Annotated in this window: 21 protein-coding genes; 11 read left to right on the forward strand and 10 right to left on the reverse strand. The window is 75.1% G+C overall.

The annotated features are described in order from the left end of the window. Positions 1–297 precede the first annotated feature (297 nt). Both GMA12_RS14265 and GMA12_RS14270 read left to right on the forward strand, forming a co-directional pair. Positions 298–648 carry a hypothetical protein gene (locus tag GMA12_RS14265; protein WP_156270136.1) on the forward strand — a complete coding sequence of 117 codons (351 nt, stop codon included), beginning with the start codon at positions 298–300 and terminating at the stop codon, positions 646–648. A 157-nt stretch (positions 649–805) separates the two neighbouring features. After that, positions 806–1,909, forward strand: a complete 1,104-nt coding sequence (locus GMA12_RS14270) for a hypothetical protein (RefSeq protein WP_162459890.1) — start codon at positions 806–808, stop codon at positions 1,907–1,909. 12 nt (positions 1,910–1,921) lie between these two features. On the opposite strand, the gene GMA12_RS14275 is transcribed toward GMA12_RS14270, so the two are convergent. Next, positions 1,922–2,458: a flavodoxin domain-containing protein gene (locus tag GMA12_RS14275; RefSeq protein WP_156270137.1), complete on the reverse strand. Its 537-nt coding sequence runs from the start codon at positions 2,456–2,458 to the stop codon at positions 1,922–1,924. A gap of 157 nt (positions 2,459–2,615) precedes the next feature. Between GMA12_RS14275 and GMA12_RS14280 the strand changes: the two genes are divergently transcribed. Further along, the gene (locus GMA12_RS14280; RefSeq protein WP_156270138.1) at positions 2,616–3,632 is read left to right on the forward strand and encodes a DNA topoisomerase IB; all 1,017 of its coding nucleotides are present in this window, start codon (positions 2,616–2,618) and stop codon (positions 3,630–3,632) included. 217 nt (positions 3,633–3,849) lie between these two features. On the opposite strand, the gene GMA12_RS14285 is transcribed toward GMA12_RS14280, so the two are convergent. Further along, on the reverse strand, positions 3,850–4,212 hold the full coding sequence (locus tag GMA12_RS14285; protein ID WP_156270139.1) for a hypothetical protein: 363 nt from the start codon (positions 4,210–4,212) through the stop codon (positions 3,850–3,852). Between the two features lie 324 nt (positions 4,213–4,536). Here GMA12_RS14285 and GMA12_RS14290 point away from each other — a divergent pair, with 324 nt between their 5' ends. Continuing rightward, on the forward strand, positions 4,537–5,298 hold the full coding sequence (locus GMA12_RS14290) for a DUF6544 family protein (protein WP_156270140.1): 762 nt from the start codon (positions 4,537–4,539) through the stop codon (positions 5,296–5,298). A gap of 106 nt (positions 5,299–5,404) precedes the next feature. Here the strand turns inward: GMA12_RS14290 and GMA12_RS14295 are convergent, their stop codons facing one another. Both GMA12_RS14295 and GMA12_RS14300 read right to left on the reverse strand, forming a co-directional pair. Next, a complete protein-coding gene (locus GMA12_RS14295; protein ID WP_162459891.1) occupies positions 5,405–6,967 on the reverse strand; it encodes a DUF4389 domain-containing protein in 1,563 nt (520 codons plus the stop codon). Positions 6,968–7,160: 193 nt separating this feature from the next. Beyond that, a complete protein-coding gene (locus GMA12_RS14300; protein ID WP_156270141.1) occupies positions 7,161–8,159 on the reverse strand; it encodes a zinc-dependent alcohol dehydrogenase family protein in 999 nt (332 codons plus the stop codon). 255 nt (positions 8,160–8,414) lie between these two features. Here GMA12_RS14300 and GMA12_RS14305 point away from each other — a divergent pair, with 255 nt between their 5' ends. Continuing rightward, on the forward strand, positions 8,415–9,251 hold the full coding sequence (locus GMA12_RS14305; RefSeq protein WP_156270142.1) for a VOC family protein: 837 nt from the start codon (positions 8,415–8,417) through the stop codon (positions 9,249–9,251). 136 nt (positions 9,252–9,387) lie between these two features. On the opposite strand, the gene GMA12_RS14310 is transcribed toward GMA12_RS14305, so the two are convergent. Continuing rightward, the gene (locus GMA12_RS14310; protein ID WP_162459892.1) at positions 9,388–9,645 is read right to left on the reverse strand and encodes a DUF6480 family protein; all 258 of its coding nucleotides are present in this window, start codon (positions 9,643–9,645) and stop codon (positions 9,388–9,390) included. 273 nt (positions 9,646–9,918) lie between these two features. On the opposite strand from GMA12_RS14310, the gene GMA12_RS14315 reads away from it, so the two are divergent. The 4 genes from GMA12_RS14315 (at position 9,919) to GMA12_RS14330 (ending at position 15,452) form a co-directional block, all read left to right on the forward strand. Next, positions 9,919–11,607, forward strand: coding sequence for an ABC transporter substrate-binding protein (locus tag GMA12_RS14315; RefSeq protein WP_156270143.1), 1,689 nt, complete (start codon positions 9,919–9,921; stop codon positions 11,605–11,607). A 92-nt stretch (positions 11,608–11,699) separates the two neighbouring features. After that, complete coding sequence (locus GMA12_RS14320) at positions 11,700–12,704, forward strand: ABC transporter permease (protein WP_156270144.1); 1,005 nt, start codon at positions 11,700–11,702, stop codon at positions 12,702–12,704. Continuing rightward, positions 12,701–13,663: an ABC transporter permease gene (locus GMA12_RS14325; RefSeq protein WP_156270145.1), complete on the forward strand. Its 963-nt coding sequence runs from the start codon at positions 12,701–12,703 to the stop codon at positions 13,661–13,663. Before GMA12_RS14320 ends, GMA12_RS14325 begins: the two co-directional genes overlap by 4 nt. Before the next feature lie 13 nt (positions 13,664–13,676). Then, positions 13,677–15,452, forward strand: a complete 1,776-nt coding sequence (locus GMA12_RS14330) for a dipeptide ABC transporter ATP-binding protein (RefSeq protein ID WP_156270146.1) — start codon at positions 13,677–13,679, stop codon at positions 15,450–15,452. A gap of 120 nt (positions 15,453–15,572) precedes the next feature. On the opposite strand, the gene GMA12_RS14335 is transcribed toward GMA12_RS14330, so the two are convergent. Then, a complete protein-coding gene (locus tag GMA12_RS14335; RefSeq protein WP_162459893.1) occupies positions 15,573–15,944 on the reverse strand; it encodes a fluoride efflux transporter FluC in 372 nt (123 codons plus the stop codon). Beyond that, on the reverse strand, positions 15,941–16,351 hold the full coding sequence (locus GMA12_RS14340; protein WP_156270147.1) for a fluoride efflux transporter FluC: 411 nt from the start codon (positions 16,349–16,351) through the stop codon (positions 15,941–15,943). The genes GMA12_RS14335 and GMA12_RS14340 overlap by 4 nt, the downstream gene beginning before the upstream one ends. Before the next feature lie 95 nt (positions 16,352–16,446). Between GMA12_RS14340 and GMA12_RS14345 the strand changes: the two genes are divergently transcribed. Further along, positions 16,447–17,514: an FUSC family protein gene (locus GMA12_RS14345; RefSeq protein WP_162459894.1), complete on the forward strand. Its 1,068-nt coding sequence runs from the start codon at positions 16,447–16,449 to the stop codon at positions 17,512–17,514. 74 nt (positions 17,515–17,588) lie between these two features. Continuing rightward, the gene (locus GMA12_RS14350; RefSeq protein WP_156270149.1) at positions 17,589–18,002 is read left to right on the forward strand and encodes a cupin domain-containing protein; all 414 of its coding nucleotides are present in this window, start codon (positions 17,589–17,591) and stop codon (positions 18,000–18,002) included. 79 nt (positions 18,003–18,081) lie between these two features. On the opposite strand, the gene GMA12_RS14355 is transcribed toward GMA12_RS14350, so the two are convergent. The 3 genes from GMA12_RS14355 to GMA12_RS14365 all read right to left on the reverse strand — a co-directional run bounded on the left by GMA12_RS14355 (position 18,082) and on the right by GMA12_RS14365 (position 21,609). Beyond that, positions 18,082–18,888 carry a hypothetical protein gene (locus GMA12_RS14355; RefSeq protein WP_156270150.1) on the reverse strand — a complete coding sequence of 269 codons (807 nt, stop codon included), beginning with the start codon at positions 18,886–18,888 and terminating at the stop codon, positions 18,082–18,084. A gap of 295 nt (positions 18,889–19,183) precedes the next feature. Then, the gene (locus GMA12_RS14360) at positions 19,184–20,386 is read right to left on the reverse strand and encodes a glycosyltransferase family 4 protein (RefSeq protein ID WP_156270151.1); all 1,203 of its coding nucleotides are present in this window, start codon (positions 20,384–20,386) and stop codon (positions 19,184–19,186) included. 8 nt (positions 20,387–20,394) lie between these two features. Then, complete coding sequence (locus GMA12_RS14365) at positions 20,395–21,609, reverse strand: NAD-dependent epimerase/dehydratase family protein (protein ID WP_162459895.1); 1,215 nt, start codon at positions 21,607–21,609, stop codon at positions 20,395–20,397. Between the last annotated feature and the right edge of the window lies 1 nt (position 21,610).

Here is a 21,610-nt window from a genome sequence, read left to right on the forward strand (position 1 = left end):
ACGCGTCGTCCCACACACCGTGCGCCTGCGGGTGCGGTCCCGCACCCCGGGCCATCCGCCCGTGGCGCCGCACCCGGTGCTGCGGTGCCCGCGCCCCCGCACTGCCACGGCACTCCGCGGTGCCGTGCTCCCGGCAGTCACCGGCATCCCGCAGCGCCCTGCCCCGGCATCGCCCTGCACCCGGCAGGCCGCACGGCCCGTCCGGTCGGCTCCTCGGACCGACCGGCGCCGCCGGCCCGCCCGTTCCGCACCGGCGACCACCACGGTCGCCGCCCCCGATCCTCGAAAGCTTTCACCATGAAACACACCATGTCCGTCCTGGTCCAGGTGGACCTCGACGCCACCCACGTCCGCATCCTCGTCACGGGGTGCCTCACGGAGGCCAACCAACACGTGCTCCACCCCGTGATCGGCCGTGCCCGCACGCTCGGCGCCGGCGTGCCCGTGCGGGTCGATCTGGACTCCGTCCGGCACCTGCAACCCGCCGCGGTGACGCTGCTGCGCGCGGCCGTCGACCACGAGGGGGCCTCGCCGGACCTCGGCGCCGTGAGCATCAGCGTTCCCGCCGGGCCCCGCGCCCATCCGCTGGCGGAGCTGCCGGTCCGACCGCTCCGGGACCCCGCGCCCCGCCCCGCCCTGGCCGCCTGAGCCGCCCCGGCGGTCACCGGCTCCCGTCCCGCACTCCGCCGCCGGACCCGGCGGTGCCCTCCCGTCGACGCCGGGGCACGTCCTGCGCCGGGCGGGCGTGCCCACCGCGGGGCCGCGGCGAGTGGCGTTTCCCCGGGTCCTGCCCCAGGATTGAGCGGTGCCCGACGACCGTTCCGCCACCGCCGCCGACCCCGCTGCCGCCCACGAGCCCGTGCCGGAGCTGCTGGTCGGCCTCCTCCTCTCGCCCCAGATCGCCGGCGTCCTGCCCCGGGACCTCGCCGGCTCCCTGCTCGCCCCGCTGCACGAGCGCTATCCCGGGGTGCGCTGGCGCGTGTCCGCGGCCGAGGACCGGCTGGTGGTCCCGCCGGCCGACGGGCTCGACCTGCTCGAGGCCGCCCGCGACCGGATGCTCGACGAGGACTGGGACCTCGTCGTCGTCCTCACGGACGTCCCCCTCAAGGACGGCCGCAGCCCGGTGCTCACGCAGCTGAGTCCCGTGCACGGCGTGGGCCTCGTCGCCGTCCCGGCCCTCGGGCCGGTGCACGTGGGGCAGAAGGTCCGGCAGACCGTGGTCCGGGTGGTCGGTCACCTGCTGGGCCACGACACCGAGGCCGCGGACGACGCCGAGGCGCAGGAGGAGCTCGTCCGGCGCGCCCGGCAGCGCGCGGAGGACCTCGAGGACCACCCGGAGGACAACGCCGTGCAGTTCACCGCCCGGGTGCTGGGCGGCAACGTGCGCCTGCTACTGGGGATGATCCGGGCCAACCGGCCCTGGACCCTGGTGGTGCGCCTGTCCCGGCTGCTCGCTCTCGCCGCGGCCACCGGCGTGCTGACCCTGGTGGCCTCGGACCTGTGGCTGCTCGCCGCCGCCTACGGGCCCTGGCGCCTGGGGCTGCTGGGCCTGCTCTCGGTGGGTGCGGTGACCGGTGCGCTGATCGTGGGCGCCCGGCTCTGGGAGCGTCCGCGGCGGCGCGCCGAGCGCGAGCAGGTGGCGCTGTTCAACCTGGCCACCGCCGCGACCGTGGCCATCGGCGTGGTCGTGTTCTACGCCGCGGTCTTCGCCCTGTCCTGGCTCGGCGCCCTGCTGCTCGTGGACGGCGACGTCTTCGCGGCGGTGATCGGCGCCCCGGCCGGGGCGGCCGAGTACGGCAAGCTGGCGTGGCTGACGGCCACGCTCGCCACCGTGGGCGGGGCCCTCGGCGCCGGGCTCGAGGACGACGACGCCGTGCGAGCCGCCGCGTACACCCGCTCGGAGCCCTGAGCGCCGCGGCGCTCAGCCGCCGGACCGCAGCTCCGCGGCGATCCCCTCGGCCCAGGCGTCGATCGCCGGCCAGTCGCGGAAGTCGCCCGCCGGGGTGGCCTCCTGCGCCGCGGGCAGGTGCCGGGTCAGCCGTTCGGCGAGGCCGATCGGCGGGGCGTCGGGGTCGTACGCCCCGCGGAAGACCTGCTCCCCGCGGGGGTGCAGCAGCGCGGTGAGCTCGTCGAACTCCTTCGGCCGGGCGGCCTCCAGGACGTCCTCGCCCTCCGCGTCCACGCGGTCGGTGCCCAGCGGGCCGCTGCTGAAGAGCCAGACCGGCCGGTCGGCCAGCTCCTCGCGGTGGCGGCGGGCGAAGACGGTGGCGTCCTTGAGCCAGTGGAACATGTAGGCGGCGCCGCCGAGCACGACCGCGTCGTAGGGGGCGAGGTCGCGGACGTCGTCCACGGGGCGCGCCTCGGCGGGAAGGCCCGCCCCGCGCAGGGCCCCGGCGATGCGCTCGGCGATCCCGGCGGTGGCGCCGTGCCGGGTGGCGTAGGCGACGAGGACGTTCATGGTGGATCCTTCCGCTCGGCGGGCGTGCCTCCAGTCTCCGTCGCGCCGCGGCCGCGCTCCAGGACACGGCGCAGGGTGACGCAGTGCGTCGCAGCCGCGGTGATCAGTAGACTTGGCGTCCCCGGCGTGGTCCGGGAACTCATCCCGAGAGGACACGATGACCGCCACGCAGCAGACCCCGCCCACGCCCCGCACCCCGCGCCGGCCGCGGCTCCGGCGCAGCAACTGCCACCGCCCCGGCATCACGCGCCGCGGCCACGGCAAGGGCTTCGTGTACCGGCACGCGGACGGGACCAAGGTCGAGGTCCCCGAGGACCTCGAGCGGATCCGGGGTCTGGCGATCCCCCCGGCCTGGAAGGACGTGTGGATCAGCCCGCAGCCCAACGGCCACATCCAGGCCACGGGGGTGGACGACGCCGGGCGGCGCCAGTACATCTACCACCCCCGGTGGCGGGAGCTGAAGGACCGGGAGAAGTTCGACCGGGTCCTGGACTTCGGCGACACCCTGCCCCGGGCCCGGCCGGCGGTGACGCGGCTGCTGCGCGCGGAGGGCCTCACGGAGGAGAAGGCGTGCGCCGCGGCCTTCCGCCTCATGGACGAGGCGGCCCTGCGGATCGGCAACGAGGAGTACGCCCAGTCCAACGGCTCCTACGGGGTGACCACCCTGCTGGTGCGGCACGTGCGGGTGGACGGGGACGACGTGCACCTGGACTTCCCCGGCAAGAGCGGGCACCAGTGGTCGCTGACCCTCCGGGACGCCGACCTCGCCGCCGCGCTGGCCCCCATGCTGGAGCGGGATCCGGACGAACCGGCCCTGGCCTACCGGGACGAGGACGGGCAGTGGGCCACCACCACCAGCGCCCGGCTCAACGACTTCGTCCGGGACCGGTGCGGGCCGGACTTCACCGCCAAGGACTTCCGCACGTGGCAGGGCACGGTGAGCGCCGCCCTCGCGCTGGCCGCCCGCGCGGACACCCGCCCCAGCCAGAGTGCCCGCAAGAAGGCGGTCTCCGCGGCCATGCGGGAGGTCGCCGAGCACCTGGGGAACACCCCCACCGTGGCCCGCAGCTCCTACGTGGACCCGCGGGTGGTCGACCGCTTCCACCACGGGGAGACCATCGACGCCGACACCTACCGGGCGGCCGAGCGGAACCTGCGGTCGTTCCTGACCTGAGGCGGTGCCGCCCGCACGGCCGGGCCGGTGGCACGGCAGGACGTGGCGGGGTTCCGCGGCCCCGCCCCGGGCCGCGCCGCGCGGCCCCGTGCTCAGCAGAGCTCGACGTCGGTGGCCGAGTGCCCCGAGCCGGCGACGTCGTCGCGGCCGTCGCCGTTCACGTCCCCGAGCCGGCGCGGGCACCGTGCCGGGACGACCGTCCCGGGCCCGGAGCGCCTCAGCGCCGGATGCCGTACCGGAAGTACAGGACGGGGCCGACGAAGTTGATCGCGATGATCGCCGCCCACGCGCCCTTGCCGCCGTTGACCTCCTCCGCGGGGCGCAGGGCGAGGTCCGCCCAGGCGGTGGCGGCCAGCGAGACCTGCACGGTGGCCAGCGTCAGCAGCGCCGTCCGCTGCCGGGGCGTGAGGTCCTCCCACCGGGTCCTCCTCCCACGGGCGCCCTTGCGGGTGGTGCTCCTGCTCGTCGCGGTGGTGCCCCTGCTCGTCGCGGTGCGGGTCATGGTCGTCCTCCCGGTGCTCGGGGACGCGGTGTCCCCCTCGGCCAGCCGCACGACGTTGCGCAGCATCTCCTGGGTCATTCGGTCCTCATCGTGGAGCCGGCGTTGCCGGCAGTCAACGCCCACGCCCCGCCGCGGCCCGCCACCGCGTCACACACCGGTGCCGGGCCACGGGATGCGCCGGCCCGCCGCGCGACCCGGGACGCGGCCGGCAGCGCCGCCCCGGTCATGGCCGCCACGCCACCACGCCACCACGACGCCGCGGCGTCGTGACCGAGTGTGACCGACGATCGCGGGCGTGCGCCGGGACCGCCCCGGCGCACCGCTCTAGCCTGGGGGCATGATCCCGCGCCCGGCCCCGTCGCAGCCGCCTCCCGGTCCTGTCCCCAGGCCCCGGAGCCGGCCGTGACCCGGCGGCTGCCGCGGGCCGCCCGGAGGCACTGGGCCGCGCTGGAGCGGACGGGCTCCCCGGTGCCGCCCGTCGTGGACCCCGCGGCGCTCGCCGGCCTGCCCGGGCCCGCGCGCCGCTGGCTGGCCCGCGCCGTGCCGCCCGGCACCCCGGCGTGGTCGAGGGCGGAGCTGCGGATGCGCGGTGAGATCCGGCTGGGCGGCAGGTGGCGGGCCTTCTCCGCACACCAGCTCCTGGCGCCGGGGGTCGGCTTCGTGTGGGCGGCCCGCACCCGGGTCCTCGGACTGCCGGTGACCGGTTTCGACCGCTACGGTGCCGGCGAGGGCGAGCTGCGGTGGCGGCTGCTGGGCGTCGTGCCCGTGCTGTCCGCGGCGGGCCCGGACATCACCCGCAGCGCGGCCGGGCGGCTCGCCGGCGAGGGCGTCACGGTGCCGCCGGCCTGCGTGCGGGCCGCGTGGTCCGAGGGGCCCGCCCCGGACACCGCCGTCATGTCCTGGGTCCTGGACGGAACGCCCGAGGAGTGCCTGGTCCGGGTCGACCCGGAGGGCCGGCTCGTGGAGCTGAGCATGCAGCGCTGGGGTGATCCTGACGGCACCGGGTTCGGCCGCCACCCGTTCGGGGTCGCGCTGTCCGCGGAGGAGTCCTTCGCCGGGGTGCGGGTGCCCACCGTGCTGCGGGCCGGATGGGGGTGGGGGACCGACCGGCAGGCCGAGGGCGAGTTCTTCCGCGCCCGGATCGAGGAGGTCCGGTTCCGCTAAGGGGGCCTGCTGTATCGGCCTGCTGTGTCGGCCTGCTGCGCCGGGCTCCTGGGGCGGCCCCTGATCGGGCGTCCTCCCGGAGGGCCGGTCCGGGAGGACGCCCCGCTCAGCGCGGCGGGCCCTGACCGCCCGGGCGGTCGCCCGATCGCTCCGGCAGCGCAGGCCCCGGAGGCGTCGCCGCGTCCCGCTGCGGAGGGTCCACGGGGCCCTGGTCGAGCCGGAACGGTGGGTACTCGTCCCGCATCAGCAGGACGTAGGCCAGCACCCGGTTGACCCAGCGGTTGATGCCGACCACCAGGGCGAACAGCTCGGGGCGGTACCGGCCCGTGAAGAGCAGGGCCACGGCGGCGACGAGCACGAGCAGACCGAGCAGGGACGGTCCCCAGCTGGTCGTCGTCGTGCTGCCGTCGCTCTCCGAGACGCTGGTCCACGTGCTCCCGCCGCCCGTGAGCACGCCCAGGACGAGCAGGTGCGGGATCGCCAGCAGCCACCACTTCACGAGCACCAGGCCGCGGGAGAGCCGCTCCGGATAGGCGACCTCCAGCTCCGCGGGGTAGTCCGCCCGGGCCGGCGTGAACGGCGGGTAGCGGTCGGTGCCCAGCGCCGCGTACGAGTAGAACCCCACGCGCCAGCTCCACCGCAGGACCCCCACGCAGAACGAGAACCACGAGGGCGGGTACCGGCCCGTGAACAGGATGACGATCCCCGCCGCCACCGTGGTGACCACGAGGGCGAACCACAGCACGGCCAGCACGATCAGGTGCGGGACGACCAGCAGCCACTTCACCAGCCACAGCCACCGGGACAGCCCCGTGTCCAGGAGGCCGGTCAGGCGCACCGGGTACAGCGGTGCGGGTGTCCCGTCCCGGGGCGGGGCCCCGGCGAGGGCCGCACCGGGGCCCGTGCCGCGCGGCGGCGTGCCCGGGCCGATGTCCCGGCCCAGCCCGGCGGCGCCGAGCAGCAGCAGCGGGACGCCCACGACCAGGCCCACCAGCCCGCCGATCAGCTGGCCGCCGGCCACCGGGCCCAGCAGGTCCGAGCGCGCCCCCACCTGGACGTCGGCCCACACGGGACGGGTGGCGTCGGCGTTCATGACCACCAGGGTCCAGCTGCCCGGGCGCAGGTCCAGGGTGAGCTCCCGGGTGCCCGGACCCTGGTCCGAGTCGGCCCAGAGGGTCCGGTTTCCGGGCCGGTCGGGCGCCCGCTCACCGGCGACCCGGTCCCGGGCGTCGTCCCCGGCCTCCGTGGCGCTGCCCATCCGGGCGTGGGCCACGCCGTCCAGGTACCGGTCGACGTCCTCCGACGCGGCCACGCCCACGAAGAGCTCCTGCTCCGGGTCCACGGGCGTGACCCGGACCTGCACGCTGCCCAGCTCGTCCAGGAAGGGCACGGCGGACACCTCGGCCTCGCCGAGGTCGAGCACGGCCGGCGGTCCGACCAGGGCGTAGGTGATGGTCTGGTGGCGGTCCGGGGGCGTGCTGAGGTAGCGGCCTCCCTGCTGGGCCGAGGCGGCGGCGGCGAGGACCAGCCCGCTGACCAGCACCGCCAGGCCCAGGGCGGTCAGGAGGACGCCGACCACCAGCAGCGCCCACTGCCCGGGCCGGGTGGGGCGCGGGCCGGGACGCCGATCGGCGGGAGCGGGCGGAGGAGAGACGGGCTGCGCGGTCACGGGTACCCCCTGAGGTCGGCTGGTGGTCGGACCGGGGACTCCCGGCCCGGTGGGATCAGGGCTCGGCGGGGCCCGGCGCGATCGCCGCGGCGGCCCGGCGGGGACTGCCGTGCTCCGGCTCGGAGACGATCGCGAGGGTCATGGCGGTGCTCCTCTCGGTGGTCCTCCCGGCCGGGCGGCGCGGGAACGGTGCTCAGACGTGCAGGACGGCGGCTCCGGTGACCCGGTCCGCGGCCAGGTCCGCCAGCGCCCGGTCCGCGCCGCTCAACGGGTAGGGGACGGTGGTGGGCCGCAGCCCCATCCGGGCGGCCAGCCGCAGGAACTCCTCGCCGTCCTGCCGGGTGCTGGCGGTGACGCTGCGCAGCTGCCGCTCCTGGAAGAGCTCGGCGGCGTAGTCGAGGGCCGGGATCTCGCTGAGGTGGATCCCGGCGACGGCGAGGGTGCCGCCGCGGTCCAGGGCGCGCAGGGCCGGGGGCACGAGGGTGCCCACGGGGGCGAAGAGGATCGCCGCGTCCAGGGGCGCCGGGGGAGGCTCGTCGGCCGCTCCGACGAAGTGGGCGCCCAGCGCGCGGGCCAGCTCGCGGGCCTGCTCCGAGCGGGTCATCACGTGCACCTCGGCGCCCTGGTGCAGGGCCACCTGGGCGGCGAGGTGCGCGGAGGCCCCGAACCCGTAGACGCCCAGCCGGCCCCCGGGCGGCAGCTGCGCCAGGCGCAGGGCCCGGTAGCCGATGATCCCCGCGCACAGCAGCGGGGCCGCGTGCTCGTCGTCGAACAGCTCGGGCAGCCGGTAGGCGAAGGCCTCGGGGACGAGGGTCAGCTCCGCGTAGCCGCCGTCGTGGTCCCACCCGGTGAAGCGCGGGTCCGTGCAGAGGTTCTCCTGGCCGCGGCGGCAGAACCGGCACCGCCCGCAGGTGCTGCGCAGCCACGCGACGCCCACGCGCTCGCCCGTCCGGAACCGGGAGCACCCGGGGCCCCGGGCGACGACCTCGCCGACGACCTCGTGGCCCGGGATCGTCCCGGCCCGGTGCAGGGGCAGGTCGCCCTCGGCCAGGTGCAGGTCGGTGCGGCACACGCCGCAGGTCCGGACTCGGACGAGCAGCTCTCCGGCCCCGGGCACGGGGTCGGGGCACCGCCCGAACCGCATCGGCCCGCCGGCCACGGGGCCGGGTTCCTCGATCCACCAAGCGCGCATGGTTGCCCGTCCGTCCCCCGGCAGCCGGCCCGGCCGCGAGCCGGGCTCCCCTCCTGGTCCGAGTGTAGGAACGGATCCGCGGCCCCGGCGGGAAAGGAGGAATGTTAACGCCCGGGGCCGGCACGCGGATGTCGCCACCGGGGTGTTCCCTTCCGGGCCGCGGGGGACGACCATGGGGGCGGAGGATCCCGGGCGTGGTCCGCGCCACGCGCACCCGGCGGACCCTGTCCCGGCGCGGTACGAGAGGACGCAGAGATGGCCGAGCGCATCGACCGGTGGCCCACCGGGGCGCCGTGCTGGGCGGACATCATGGTCTCCGACCTGGACCGCTCCATGGACTTCTACGCCTCCGTGCTCGGCTGGCGGTTCACGCCCTCGGACCCCGCGTACGGCGGCTACTGCAACGCCCTGGTGGACGGCGAGCCCGTGGCGGGCCTGTCCCCGGCGCTGCCGGAGACGGAGGACGACCCCCACGCGTGGGCGGTGTACCTCGCCTCCGACGACATCGTGGCGACCGGCCGCGCCGCCGTGGCCGCCGGGGCGCGCCAGCTGTTCGAGCCGATGGAGGTGGGCCGCTTCGGCACCATGGGCGTGTGGATCGATCCCACGGGCGCCGCCTTCGGGGTGTGGCAGCCCCGGGAGCACACGGGCTTCAGCATCATCGGCAAGCACGGCACCGTGGCGTGGTGCGACCTCCTGACCTCGGACCGGGAGGCCGCCGAACGGTTCTACGCGGAGGTCTTCGGCTACACCTACCAGGACATCGGGACGCGGCACGAGGCCTACGCGGTGTTCACGGTCCCGGGGATGGACCGCAGCGCGGGCGGGATCGGCGTGCCGGCCGAGGACATCGACCACCTGCAGGAGGCGCCGCCCCTGTGGTGGGTGTGCTTCGAGGTCGACGACGCCGACACCGCCGCCGAGCGGGTCATCGGGGCCGGGGGCACCCTGCTCCGGGAGCCGGAGGAGTTCGGCTACGGAGAGCTGGTGTTCGCCGCCGGCCCGGACGGCGAGCGCTTCGCCCTGATGGGGCCCTCCTCGCAGGACTGGACCGAGCTGGACGACGAGGACGGCGAGGACGACGAGCAGTGAGCGGATCCCGGGCCCGCGGCGCGCCGCCGGCCCGGGACGCGGCCGAGGGCCGGGAGCTCAGGCGCTGCCGCTCAGGCGCGTCGGCCCAGGGGCCCGCGGCTGAGCGGCTGCGGCGCGGGGCCCGGGTGCCGCCGGCTCAGAACAGGCCGACGATGGCGCCCACGAACCACAGCACGGCGAACAGCAGCACCAGGCCCAGGATGGCGGCGATCGCGATCTTGCCCTTCGCGGAGTCCCCGGGGTGGTCCACGTCCAGGTGCGGATTGTCGGGCCCGACGCCCAGGCCGGCGCCGGGAGGAGTGTCGCCGGAGATGCTGCGGCCGGACTCCTCGTTCAAGGCCTCCCGGGCCTTCTCCGGATCGTTGCGCGCCTGCTCAGGATTGATGTCGGCCACGGGGCCCTGCTTTCTCCGGTCGGTCCTGCTCGGGATGTCTTCCCCAGCAGACTAGCAAGCCTGCTGGCGGTATGGGTGGGGGAAAGGCGACGGATCGGGGGTGTGAGGCGCCGGAAACATGCGCGCCATGTGCGTGTGGAAAGAATTGGCTGCTACTCGTGGTATCACTTGTACCGTGTGGTGCCCGTCACACCTGTCGGCAGCCCGGGGACCACGTCCTTGCTCCGCGACCCGGAGCGGGGCCTGCCGCCTGCCCTTCCGAGGAGTCCGTTCATGTCCACGCCATTCCGCCCGGGGCGCGCCCGCCGCGCCCTCGCCGTCACGTCCCTGGCCGCCGCGGCCTCCCTGGTGCTCACCGGCTGTCTCGCCTCGGACCGGGAGGAGGAGGGCGGCTCCGGGGAGGCCGCCGCCGGCGAGGTCGACGGCACGTTCGTCTTCGCGGCGTCGTCCGACCCCAAGTCCCTGGACCCCGCGTTCGCCCAGGACGGCGAGTCCTTCCGCGTCTCGCGCCAGATCTTCGAGGGGCTCGTGGGCGTGCAGGAGGGCTCCGCGGAGCCGGAGCCGCTGCTGGCGGAGTCGTGGGAGCAGTCCGAAGACGGCAGGACCTACACGTTCCAGCTCAAGGACGGCGTCACCTTCCACGACGGCACGACCTTCGACGCGGAGGCGGTCTGCGCGAACTTCGACCGCTGGTACAACTTCGAGGGCCTGCTCCAGTCCGAGAACATGGCCTACTACTACGGCTCGCTGTTCAAGGGCTTCGCGGACTCCCCGGAGCAGGCCATCTACGCCGGCTGCGAGGCCACCGGTGAGCAGGAGGCCGAGGTCTCCCTGAACAAGCCGTTCGCCGGCTTCATCGCCGCCCTGTCCCTGCCGGCCTTCGCCATGCAGTCCCCCACGGCGCTCGAGGAGTACGGCGCGGACACCGCCGGCGGCACCGCGGAGTCCCCGGAGCTCTCCGAGTACGCGCAGGGCCACCCCGTGGGCACCGGCCCGTTCCGGTTCGAGTCCTGGGACGTGGGCAACCAGGTGGTCCTGTCCGCCTACGAGGACTACTGGGGCGAGCAGGGCCAGGTCACCGACGTGATCTTCCGCATCATCGACGACCCGCAGGCGCGCCGCCAGGCGCTCGAGTCCGGCAGCGTGGACGGCTACGACCTCGTGGCGCCGGCCGACACCCAGGCGCTGAAGGACGGCGGCTACAACGTGGTCACCCGCGACCCGTTCACCATCCTGTACCTCGGCTTCAACCAGGCCCAGGAGGAGCTCGCGGATCCCGACGTCCGCCGGGCCATCGCTCACGCGATCGACAAGGACGCCCTGGTCTCCCAGACGCTGCCCGAGGGCACCACCGTGGCCACGCAGTTCATCCCGGAGTCGGTCAACGGCTACAACGAGGACGTCACCCAGTACGAGTACGACCCCGAGAGGGCCCGCCAGCTGCTCGAGGAGGCCGGCTACGCGGACGGCCTGGAGCTGGACTTCAGCTACCCCACGGGCGTCTCGCGGCCCTACATGCCCAACCCGGAGCAGACCTTCACCACCCTCACCGCGCAGCTCGAGGAGGTGGGCATCACCGTCAACCCGCAGCCGGACAAGTGGTCCCCGGACTACCTGGACCGGGTCAACGGCACCTCGGACCACGATCTGCACCTGCTGGGCTGGACCGGTGACTACAACGACACCGACAACTTCGTGGGCGTGTTCTTCGGCCAGGAGAAGCCGGAGTTCGGCTTCGACGACCCCGAGCTGTTCCAGGCGCTGGCCGACGCCCGCGAGCTGACCAGCATCGAGGAGCAGACCCCGGTCTACGAGGAGATCAACGACCAGATCATGCAGAAGCTGCCGGCCGTGCCCCTGGCCAACCCGGCGCCGTCGCTCGCCTTCGACGCCCGCGTGGAGTCCTACCCGGTGAGCCCGGTCAACGACGAGGTCTTCAACCGGATCCAGCTCAGCGAGTGAGCCCCGGGCCCGGGGGCGGCGCACGCGCCGCCCCCGGGCCGCCCCGTCTCCCGACGGTCTTCCCCTGCCCCTCTCCGTCCGGAAGGACCGGAATGCTCCGAGTCATCGGCAAGCGGCTCGCCCTGCTGATCCCCACCCTCCTCGGCCTGTCGATCCTGCTCTTCGCCTGGGTCCGGGCCCTCCCCGGGGGCCCCGCCACGGCCCTGCTGGGGGACAAGGCCACCCCCGAGGCCGTGGCCCGCATCAACGAGGTCTACGGCTTCGACCGACCCCTGATCGAGCAGTACTTCGTCTACATGGGCCAGCTCCTCCGAGGGGACTTCGGCGCATCGATCGTGACCGGCCGGCCCGTGGTCGAGGAGTTCCTCACCCGCTTCCCCGCCACCCTGGAGCTCGCGCTCGTGGCGCTGGTCTTCGCGGTGGGCGTGGGAGTCCCGCTCGGCTACGTGGCCGCCCGCCACCGCGGCCGGCCCCTCGACCACTCCTCCGTGGTGCTGTCCCTGCTGGGCATCACGGTGCCCGTCTTCTTCCTGGCGTTCATCCTCAAGTGGCTGCTCGCCATCAAGGTGCCGCTCTTCCCCGCGGACGGGCGGCAGGACGCGCGCATCGACGCGACGCACTACACCAACTTCTTCGTCCTCGACGGCCTGCTCACCGGGGAGTGGGACGCCGCGTGGGACGCGTTCCTGCACCTGATCCTGCCCGGGGTGGCCCTGGGCACGATCCCGCTGGCGATCATCGTGCGCATCACCCGCGCCTCGGTGCTGGAGGTGCAGAGCGCCGACTACGTGCGCACCGCCCGCGCCAAGGGGCTGACGCGCAACCTGATCCGCGGCCGCTACATCCTGCGCAACGCCATGCTGCCCGTGATCACGACCATCGGCCTGCAGACCGGCCTGCTGATCTCCGGGGCGGTGCTGACCGAGACGGTCTTCGCGTTCAACGGCATCGGCCGGTTCCTGCGGGACGCGATCTTCAACCTGGACTACCCCGTCCTGCAGGGCTTCATCATCTTCATCGCCCTGGCCTACTCCCTGATCAACCTGCTGGTGGACATCTCCTACAGCCTCATCGACCCCCGGGTGCGTGTTCAATGAGTGCCACACTTCCCCCCGCCCCCTCCGGGCCCGCGCACACCGAGGGCCCCGACGCCGTCGCGGTCGTCCCGGGCACCGTCGAGCAGACCGGCACGAGCCTGTGGAAGGACGCCTTCCGGCGGCTGCGCCGCAACCCCGCGGCCATCGCCGGGGCCGTGATCGTGGGCGTGTTCCTGCTCGTCGCCCTCCTCGCCCCGTGGCTCGCCCCGTTCGGCGGCGAGGAGCTGCCCGGGCGCACCGAGATCACCCCCACCGGGATCCCCGGCCCCGGCGACGTCGAGGGCTACCCGCTGGGCCTGGACCGCTTCGGCGGGGACCTGCTGTCCAAGCTGATCTGGGGCGCCCGCGCCTCCCTGGTCATCGGCGTGGTCTCCACCGCGCTGGGACTGGCCGGCGGCATGCTGCTCGGGCTGCTGGCGGGCGGCTTCGGCGGCTGGGTGGACAGCGTCATCATGCGCTTCGTCGACATCCTGCTCTCCGTGCCCAACCTGCTCCTCGCGGTGTCCATCGCCGCGATCATGGGCCAGAGCCAGTGGGCCGTGATGATCGCGATCGGCGCCTCGCAGGTGCCCATCTTCGCCCGGCTGCTGCGCTCCTCGATGCTCTCCCAGAAGGGGGCGGACTACGTCCTGGCGGCCCAGACCCTGGGGCTGTCCCGGAGCACCATCACCATGAGCCACCTGCTCCCCAACAGCACCGGGCCGGTCATCGTGCAGGGCACCCTGACCCTGGCCACGGCGGTGATCGACGCGGCCGCCCTCTCCTTCCTCGGGCTGGGCGGCGGCGTGCCGCAGACGGCCGAGTGGGGCCGGATGCTCACCTACGCCCAGGCCGAGCTGGCGATCGCCCCGCAGCTGGCGTTCCTGCCCGGGCTGTGCATCGCCGTCACCGCCCTGGGCTTCACCCTGCTGGGGGAGTCCCTGCGGGAGTCCCTCGACCCCAAGTCCCGAACCGCGTGAGGTGCAGCCAGCCATGACCGCAGCAGACACCGTCCCCGGGGCGGCCGACGCCCCCCTGCTCGAGGTCGAGGACCTCGCCGTGGCCTTCACGACGATGAACGGGCCGGTCCAGGCCGTCCACGAGGCGTCCCTGACGCTGCGCCAGGGCCGCACCCTCGCCATCGTGGGGGAGTCCGGCTCGGGCAAGTCCACCACGGCGATGTCGGTGATCGGCCTGCTGCCCGGCAACGGCCGGGTCACCGGCGGGTCCGTGCGGTTCGCCGGGCAGGAGCTCGTGGGCCTCGACGAGTCCCGGATGCGGGCCGTCCGGGGCCGCCAGATCGGCCTGGTGCCGCAGGACCCCATGTCCAACCTCAACCCCGTGACCACGGTGGGGCAGCAGGTCGCCGAGACGCTGCTCGTGCACGGCCTGGCCACCCGCAAGAACGTGCACGAGCACGTCGTCGCGGCCCTGGCGGCCGCCGGCCTGCCCGAGCCCGAGCGCCGCGCCGCCCAGTACCCGCACGAGTTCTCCGGGGGCATGCGCCAGCGCGCCCTCATCGCGATCGGGCTCGCCTGCCGGCCGCGGCTGCTCATCGCCGACGAGCCGACCTCGGCCCTGGACGTCACCGTGCAGCGGACCATCCTGGACCAGATCGAGCGGATGACCGAGGAGATCGGCACGTCCGTGCTGCTCATCACCCACGACCTCGGTCTGGCCGCCGAGCGCGCCCAGGACATCGTGGTGATGCACCGGGGCCGGATCGTGGAGGCCGGTCCGTCCGCGCAGGTGCTGGAGGACCCGCAGCACGAGTACACGCGCCGGCTCGTGCAGGCGGCGCCCTCGGTGGCGGCGGCCCGCGTCGGGGTGCCCTCCGCGCCGGGGCCGGCGGCGGACCCGCTCCGGAGCCCGGCGGCCGTCCCGGCGCAGGGCTCGACGGCCGTCTCCGCCGCGGTCTCCACGGGCCCCGCCGCCGGGACCGTCCCCGGACCCGTCCCTGCATCCGGTCCCGGCTCCGCCCGGGAGCCGCTCGTGGTGATCGAGGACCTCACGAAGGTCTTCAAGGGGCGGCTGGGGCAGCCCGACTTCACGGCCGTCCGCGACGTCTCGCTCACCGTGCCGCGGGGCAGGACGGTGGCGATCGTGGGGGAGTCCGGGTCGGGCAAGACGACGACGGCGCGGATGCTGCTGAAGCTCTACGAGCCCACCTCCGGGTCGATCCGGTTCGACGGCCAGGACGTGACGGGTCTGCGCGGCAAGGAGCTGGCGGCGTTCCGGCAGCGCGTGCAGCCGATCTTCCAGGACCCCTACTCGTCCCTGAACCCCATGTTCACCATCGGGCGGATCGTCGAGGAGCCGCTGTCCACCTACGGCCGCGGGGACCGGGGCGAGCGGCGGGACCGGGTGAAGTGGCTGCTCGAGGAGGTGGCCCTGCCGCCCTCGACGGTCAACCGCTACCCCAACGAGCTCTCGGGCGGCCAGCGCCAGCGCGTGGCGATCGCACGGGCCCTGGCCCTGCAGCCGGAACTCATCGTGTGCGACGAACCGGTGTCCGCGCTCGACGTGCTGGTGCAGAAGCAGATCCTGGACCTGCTCGGCCGGCTGCAGGAGGAGTTCGGGCTGTCCTACCTGTTCATCTCCCACGACCTCGCGGTGGTCCGGCTCATCTCCGACGAGGTGTGCGTGATGAAGGACGGCGAGCTCGTGGAGGCGGCCGCGAGCGAGGAGATCTTCACGAACCCGCGCCACCCCTACACCCGGAGGCTGCTGGCCTCGATCCCGGGCAACGAGCTGCGCGTCGAGGCCTGAGCCCCGGGCCGGCACCGCCGACCGGTGCGGGCGCGGTGGCCGCGCTGCCCCGCGCTGCTCCCCGGCACGAACCGCGGCACCGGCGGCGGGTGCTCCCGTGCCGGCGCACGGCCCGGCGGATCAGAACAGCGGCGTCGCCGCGGCCAGTCCGGCGAGCACGGCGAGCACGGTGAGCGCCGCGGTCCCCAAGGCGTTGAGCACCGCGCCCCGCACCTGACCGTCCCGGACCAGGCGCACGGTGTCGGCCATCGCGGTGGAGAAGGTGGTGTACCCGCCGCAGAAGCCGGTGACGGCCGCGGTGACGGCGGGCCCGCCCAGTGCCCCGGCCAGCGCCGCGCCGGTGAGCACCCCGGCGAGGAAGGACCCCGTCACGTTGACGGTCACCGTGCCGGCCGGGAAGGACGTCGCCGCCCGCTGCCGCACCACCCCGTCGACGACGAACCGGGCCATCGCCCCGGCCCCGCCGAGGAGGCAGATCAGCAGGGCGGTCACGCGGCCCGTCCCCGGGCGGCGAGGAGGGCGCCGGCCAGGCAGGCGGTGAAGCCGCCGGCCAGGGAGAGCCCCACGTAGCCCAGCGCCTGGCCGGCCGCCCCGGCCGAGAGCATCCGCTGCACCTCGAGCGCGAGGGAGGAGAACGTCGTGAACCCGCCCAGGAACCCCGTCCCGGCGCCCAGGCGCAGCAGCAGCGTGCGGGGGGTCTCCTCGCCGCGCAGCAGGAGGGCCTCCAGGAGCACCCCCAGCAGGAAGGCCCCGAGCAGGTTCACCGCCAGGGTGGCCACCGGCCAGCCGGACACCGCCGGCAGCGCCACCGCGGCCCCGTGGCGGGCACCGGTCCCGAGGGCGCCGCCCAGGCCCACGGCGAGGACCAGCAGCAGGCGCCGGTGCGGGGGTCGGCTCATGGTGGCGCCTCCTCAGGGTCGGGCTCCTCGCGGGGCTCTTAGGGGGGCTCCGGAGGGGGGATCGATCTTCATGGCCGGTCCGTAGGATGTCCGGGATGCACACGATACGCGGCGCCAGGATCCTGCTCGCTCTCAAGACGTCCCTGGCGGTGGCCCTGTCCTGGGTCGTGGCCCAGCGGATGCCGGGGGTGATCGACCAGTACCCCTACTACGCTCCCCTCGGGGCGATCTCGGCGATGTACCCCACCGTGCTGGGCTCGGTGCGCGCGGGCCTGCAGACGGTGGCCGGCATCGCCCTCGGGATCGCCCTCGCGGCCGGGGTGCTGCTCGTCGGCGACCCGAACCTGGTGACGGTCGCCGTGGCGGTGGGCATCGGCGTGCTGCTGGCCGGGATCCGCCGGCTCGGGGCCGGGGCGGAGTACGTGCCCGTGGGGGCGCTGTTCGTGCTCATCGTCGGCGGCCAGGACGCCGAGGGCTTCTCCGCCGGCTTCCTGGTGCAGATGTCCGTGGGGGTCGCGATCGGGCTGCTCGTCAACGCGCTGGTGTTCCCGCCGCTGGACTTCCGCACCGCCCGCCTGCAGCTGGACCGGCTGCAGGGCGTCGTCGTGGACTACCTCGCGGACGCCGCCGGGGAGCTGGCCGAACCCGGGACCACCGCCGGGCGGGACTGGCAGGAGCGCAACCACTCGCTGGTGCGGATCACGGCCGAGGTCCGCGAGGCGGTCGACGAGTCCGCGCAGAGCGCCCGGGGCAACCCCCGCGTGGTCCTGCGCCGCGGGCGGCAGGCGGACCCGGGATACACCTCGATGCTCCAGCTCGAGAGCGTGGTCTTCCACCTCCGGGGGTTCACGGACGCGCTGCGCGAGCTCTACGACCACAAGGGGCACGACTGGGTGATCCCCGCGGCCCTGAGCGGCCGGCTCGCCGAGGCGGCGCAGTCCTCCGCCGACGGCGTGCGGGCGTGGGCCGCGGGGGAGGACCCGGCGGAGGCCGCCGAGCGGGTCCGCTCCCTCGTGGGGCGGCTCGGCTCCGAGCTCACGGACCCCTCGGCGCACGAGGGACGGCTGGTCATCACCGCGGCCCACGACCTCGCCCGGCTCGTGGCCGTGCTGGATCCCCCCACCGCGCCCACCCAGGGCAGCAGCGCGGTGACCCGCAGCTGATCCCCTCCGGACGCCCGCGCACCGCTCCGGCCCGGGTCCTGGCACGACCGGGCCCGGCGGGCTTTGCTGGGGCCATGACGGACGACGACGACACGGCGAGCGACCGGACGGCCGAGGGCTCCTTCGTGCTGCGCGAGGCCGACCTTCCGGCCGACGGGTGGGACGACGCGCGGGGACGGCTCCGCTGGCGGACGCTGTTCTCCGCCGGGTCGACCCCCACACGGGGTATGGTCACGGGGGTCGCGGAGCTGCCCGAGGGCGGTTTCCTGGCCCTGCACCGCCACGACCAGGCGGAGACCTACTACGTCCTGTCCGGGCGCGGGGTCGTGGTGCTGGAGGGCGTCGAGCACGAGGTCGCCCCCGGCTGGACGGTCTTCGTGCCGGGCCGGGCCGAGCACGGCGCGCGCAACACCGGGGACGAGCCGCTGCGGGTCCACTACGTGCTGGACGCGGACGACTTCGCCGAGGTCGAGTACGAGTTCTCCTGACCGGCTGACCGGACCGGGTGACCCGGTCCGGTCGGCCGCCCCGAGCTCCCGCGCGGGCCCTCGGGGGCGGCCGCGCCGCTCAGGCCCGGCCGCGCCGGCGCAGCCGCAGCACGACCGCCGCCGACAGCGCCGCCCCGGCGGCGAACAGACCGGCCAGCAGGCCCGTGCCCGGTCCCTCGGCCGGCTCCGCGGCCGCGGTCTGCATGTTGAGCCCCGGGTTGACGGCCACCGGAGCGGCCTCGGCAGGAGCCTCCACCACGGGCGCCTCCACCACGGGGGCGGCCTCCACCGGGGCCACGGGTGCCGGTGCCACGGGTGCCGGGGTCACGGGGGTGCCGACGGGGAGCTGGCCGAGCTCTCCCTCGCAGGCCACGACGGCTTGCTCGAGCAGTGCGAGGAGCTGGTTGACGGTCGCCTCGTCGAGGACCAGCTCCGCCAGGAGCGCGTCGAACGCCGCGCCGGTCTCGGTGACCGCCGCCTCGAGGGCGGCGGGGTCCGCGGTGCCGAGGGCGGCGGCCAGCGCAGCGTCCAGCTCGGCGACCGTGGCCTCGGCCTGGGCCAGGGCCACCGGGTCGCCGGACTCCTGGGCCGCTGCCAGCGCCGTCGCGGCGGCCTGGAGCTCGGCCAGGCTCGGACCGCCCGCGGCCACCACCAGCGCGGTGTACTGCGCCTCGGCGGCGGCCACGGCGTCCGCCGTCCCGTCGAGGGACATGATGGCGTCGGGGGTGATGCCGGCGCCGGCCAGCGCGGCGTCGAACTGGCTCGTGGCCTGCAGGCAGGCCGCGTCGCCGGGTGCGGCGACGGCGGCCGGGGCGCCCAGGACGAGGCCCCCCACCAGCATCGTGGCCGCGGACCCCGCGGCGGCCCAGGTCTTGGCAGCGGTCATGTCGTGTGTCTCCTGAATCCGGTTGTGGCCCCGGGCCGGTCCCGCGGCCTGCAGCGCGCGGCAGGGCCTCTCCGGCGTCACCCGTCCGCGCGCGGTGGCGGAGGCGACAGGAGACGTCGTGCTGCTGGTCGCGCGGCGGCTCGGAGGGGCCCCCGTGGAGCGGTGGGGCGCCTGGGCGGCGGCCGAAGGACTGCTGTGCCGTCAAACTACGTGCCGGTAGCAGCCATTGGCAACAGTGAACGAGGCGGTCGTCCCGGCCACGGGCGAGGCCGCGGTGCAGGCCCCGCCCGGGTCGTCAGGAGCGCGTCCGGGACCGGGGCCGTGTCCGGGCTCCCCGGGACACGTCCCCGGCGACGTCGCGGCCGGGCCGCCCCCGGCGGGTCCGGTGCCGCCCGACCGCCTGGTCGTAGAAGCCCACGAGCGCCTCGGTCGCGGCCCGCCAGCCGTGCCCCTCGGCGTCGGCCCGGCCGGCCGCGCCCATGCGGGCGCGCAGTGCGTCGTCGCCGAGCAGCCGGACGAGGTGCGCGGTGAGCTCGTCGGCGCTGCCGGGCGCGGCGAGCAGCCCCGTGCGCCCGTCGGCGACCGCGAACGGGATCCCGCCGGCCCGGGCGCCGACCACCGGCACCCCGCTGGCCAGGGACTCCAGGGCCACCAGGCCGAGGGTCTCGGTGGTGGAGGGGAACGCGAACACGTCCGCGGAGGCGTAGGCGGCGGCGAGCTCCTCCCCGGCCAGCGGCCCGACGAAGGTCGTCGGCGTGCCGGCGAAGCGCCGCTCGAGCTCCGCCCGGTGCGGGCCCGCGCCCACCACGGCGAGCCGGGTGCCCGGCAGCCGCCGGATCGGCTCGAGCAGCGCCTCGAGGTTCTTCTCCTTGGACAGCCGCCCCACGGAGAGCACCAGCCGCTCCTCCGGGTGCCCGCCAGTGAGGCGCCGGCGCACGGCGGGGGAGGCCTTCGCGGGCGAGAAGAGCCGGGTGTCCACGCCCTTGGGCCACAGCGCCAGGTCCCGCACGCCCATCCCGGCGGCCCGCTCGAGCATCGGCCCGGAGGTGCACAGGTTGACCTGGGCCAGGTTGTGCGTGGCGCGGATCCACCGCTCCACGCCCCCGCGCAGGGGCCCGAGGCCGAGGGCGCTCATGTACTGCGGCACGTCCGTGTGGAAGGAGGCCAGCAGCGGCAGGTCCCGCCACCGGGCCGAGAGGGTGCCCCAGGCGCCGAACCACACCGGGTTCACCGCGTGCACCACGTCCGGGCGGAACGCCGTCACGGCGCGCTCGGCCGCCGGGGTGGGCAGCCCGCCCCGGATGTCCGGGTACCAGGGGAAGGCGACGGACCGGGCCCGGGCCACCCGGTGCGGCCCGTACGCCTCGGGCGGCCGCCCCGGGGTGAGCACCAGGACCTCGTGGCCGAGGTCGCCGAGCTCGTCGAGGGTGCGCAGCAGCCGGGTCACCACCCCGTCGACGTTCGGCAGGAAGACGTCGGTGAACAGCGCGATCCGCATCCGCCGGCTCAGGCGCCCACCGCTGCCGGGCGGGACGCCGGGGCGGGGACCCCCGGCCGGCGCCGCCCGTTCCACACGGAGGTCGCCGGGATCCGGGAGAGGTCCACGCGGTGCGCCCAGCGCTCGGCCGTCTGCTCGACCTCCAGGAGCAGGCCCTCCGAGAGCGTGGTGGGCTGCAGGCCCAGGCTCAGGAAGGCCTCGTTGACCACGTGCAGGTCGTTCTCCGCGGACTCCTGGCGGGGGTTGGGCACCGTCTCGACCCGCGCGCCGGTGAGCGCGGAGACCAGCCGGGCGAGGTCGCGGACCCGGTGGGTCTCGGTCATCTGGTTGAAGATCTTCACCCGGTCCCCGGCCTCCGGAGGGTGGCTCAGGGCCAGCTCGACGCACCGGACCATGTCCTGGATGTGGATGAACGCCCGGGTCTGCCCCCCGGTGCCGTGCACGGTCAGCGGGTGACCGACCGCCGCCTGGACGAGGAACCGGTTGAGCACGGTGCCGTAGTCGCCGTCGTAGTCGAAGCGGTTGACCAGCCGCTCGTCGAGCGCCGTCTCCACGGTGCTGGTGCCCCAGATGATGCCCTGGTGCAGGTCGGTGATCCGCAGCCCGTCGTTCTTGGCGTAGAACGCGAACATGGTCTGATCCAGCACCTTGGTCATGTGGTACAGGGAGCCGGGGTTCGAGGGGTAGAGGATCTCCTGGGGGACGCCGCCGCGCGGGCCGGGGACCTCCACGTCCAGGTAGCCCTCGGGGATCCGCATCCCGGCGGTGCCGTACCCGTAGACGCCCATGGTGCCCAGGTGCACCAGGTGGACGTCCAGGCCGGACTCCACGATCGCGCACAGCACGTTGTGCGTGGCGTTGACGTTGTTGTCCACCGTGTACCGCTTCGTCCGGGGGGTCTTCATGGAGAAGGGCGCGGCCCGCTGCTCCGCGAAGTGCACCACGGCGTCCGGGCGCTCCGCGCGCAGCAGCCCGAGGAACTCCTCGTAGTCCTGGGCCAGATCGAGCTCCACGGCGTCGATCCTCCGGCCGGTGACCTCCGCCCACGCCGTGCGGCGCTCGTCGAGGTCGCGGATCGGGGTCAGCGACTCGGTGCCGAGGTCGGCGTCGATGGCCCGCCGGGAGAAGTTGTCGACGACGAGCACGTCGTGGCCCCGGGCCGACAGGTGCAGAGCGGCGGGCCAGCCGCAGAAGCCGTCGCCTCCGAGGATCGCGATCTTCACG

Origin of the sequence: Kocuria sediminis, assembly GCF_009735315.1 — a bacterium.
Taxonomy (GTDB): domain Bacteria; phylum Actinomycetota; class Actinomycetes; order Actinomycetales; family Micrococcaceae; genus Kocuria; species Kocuria turfanensis.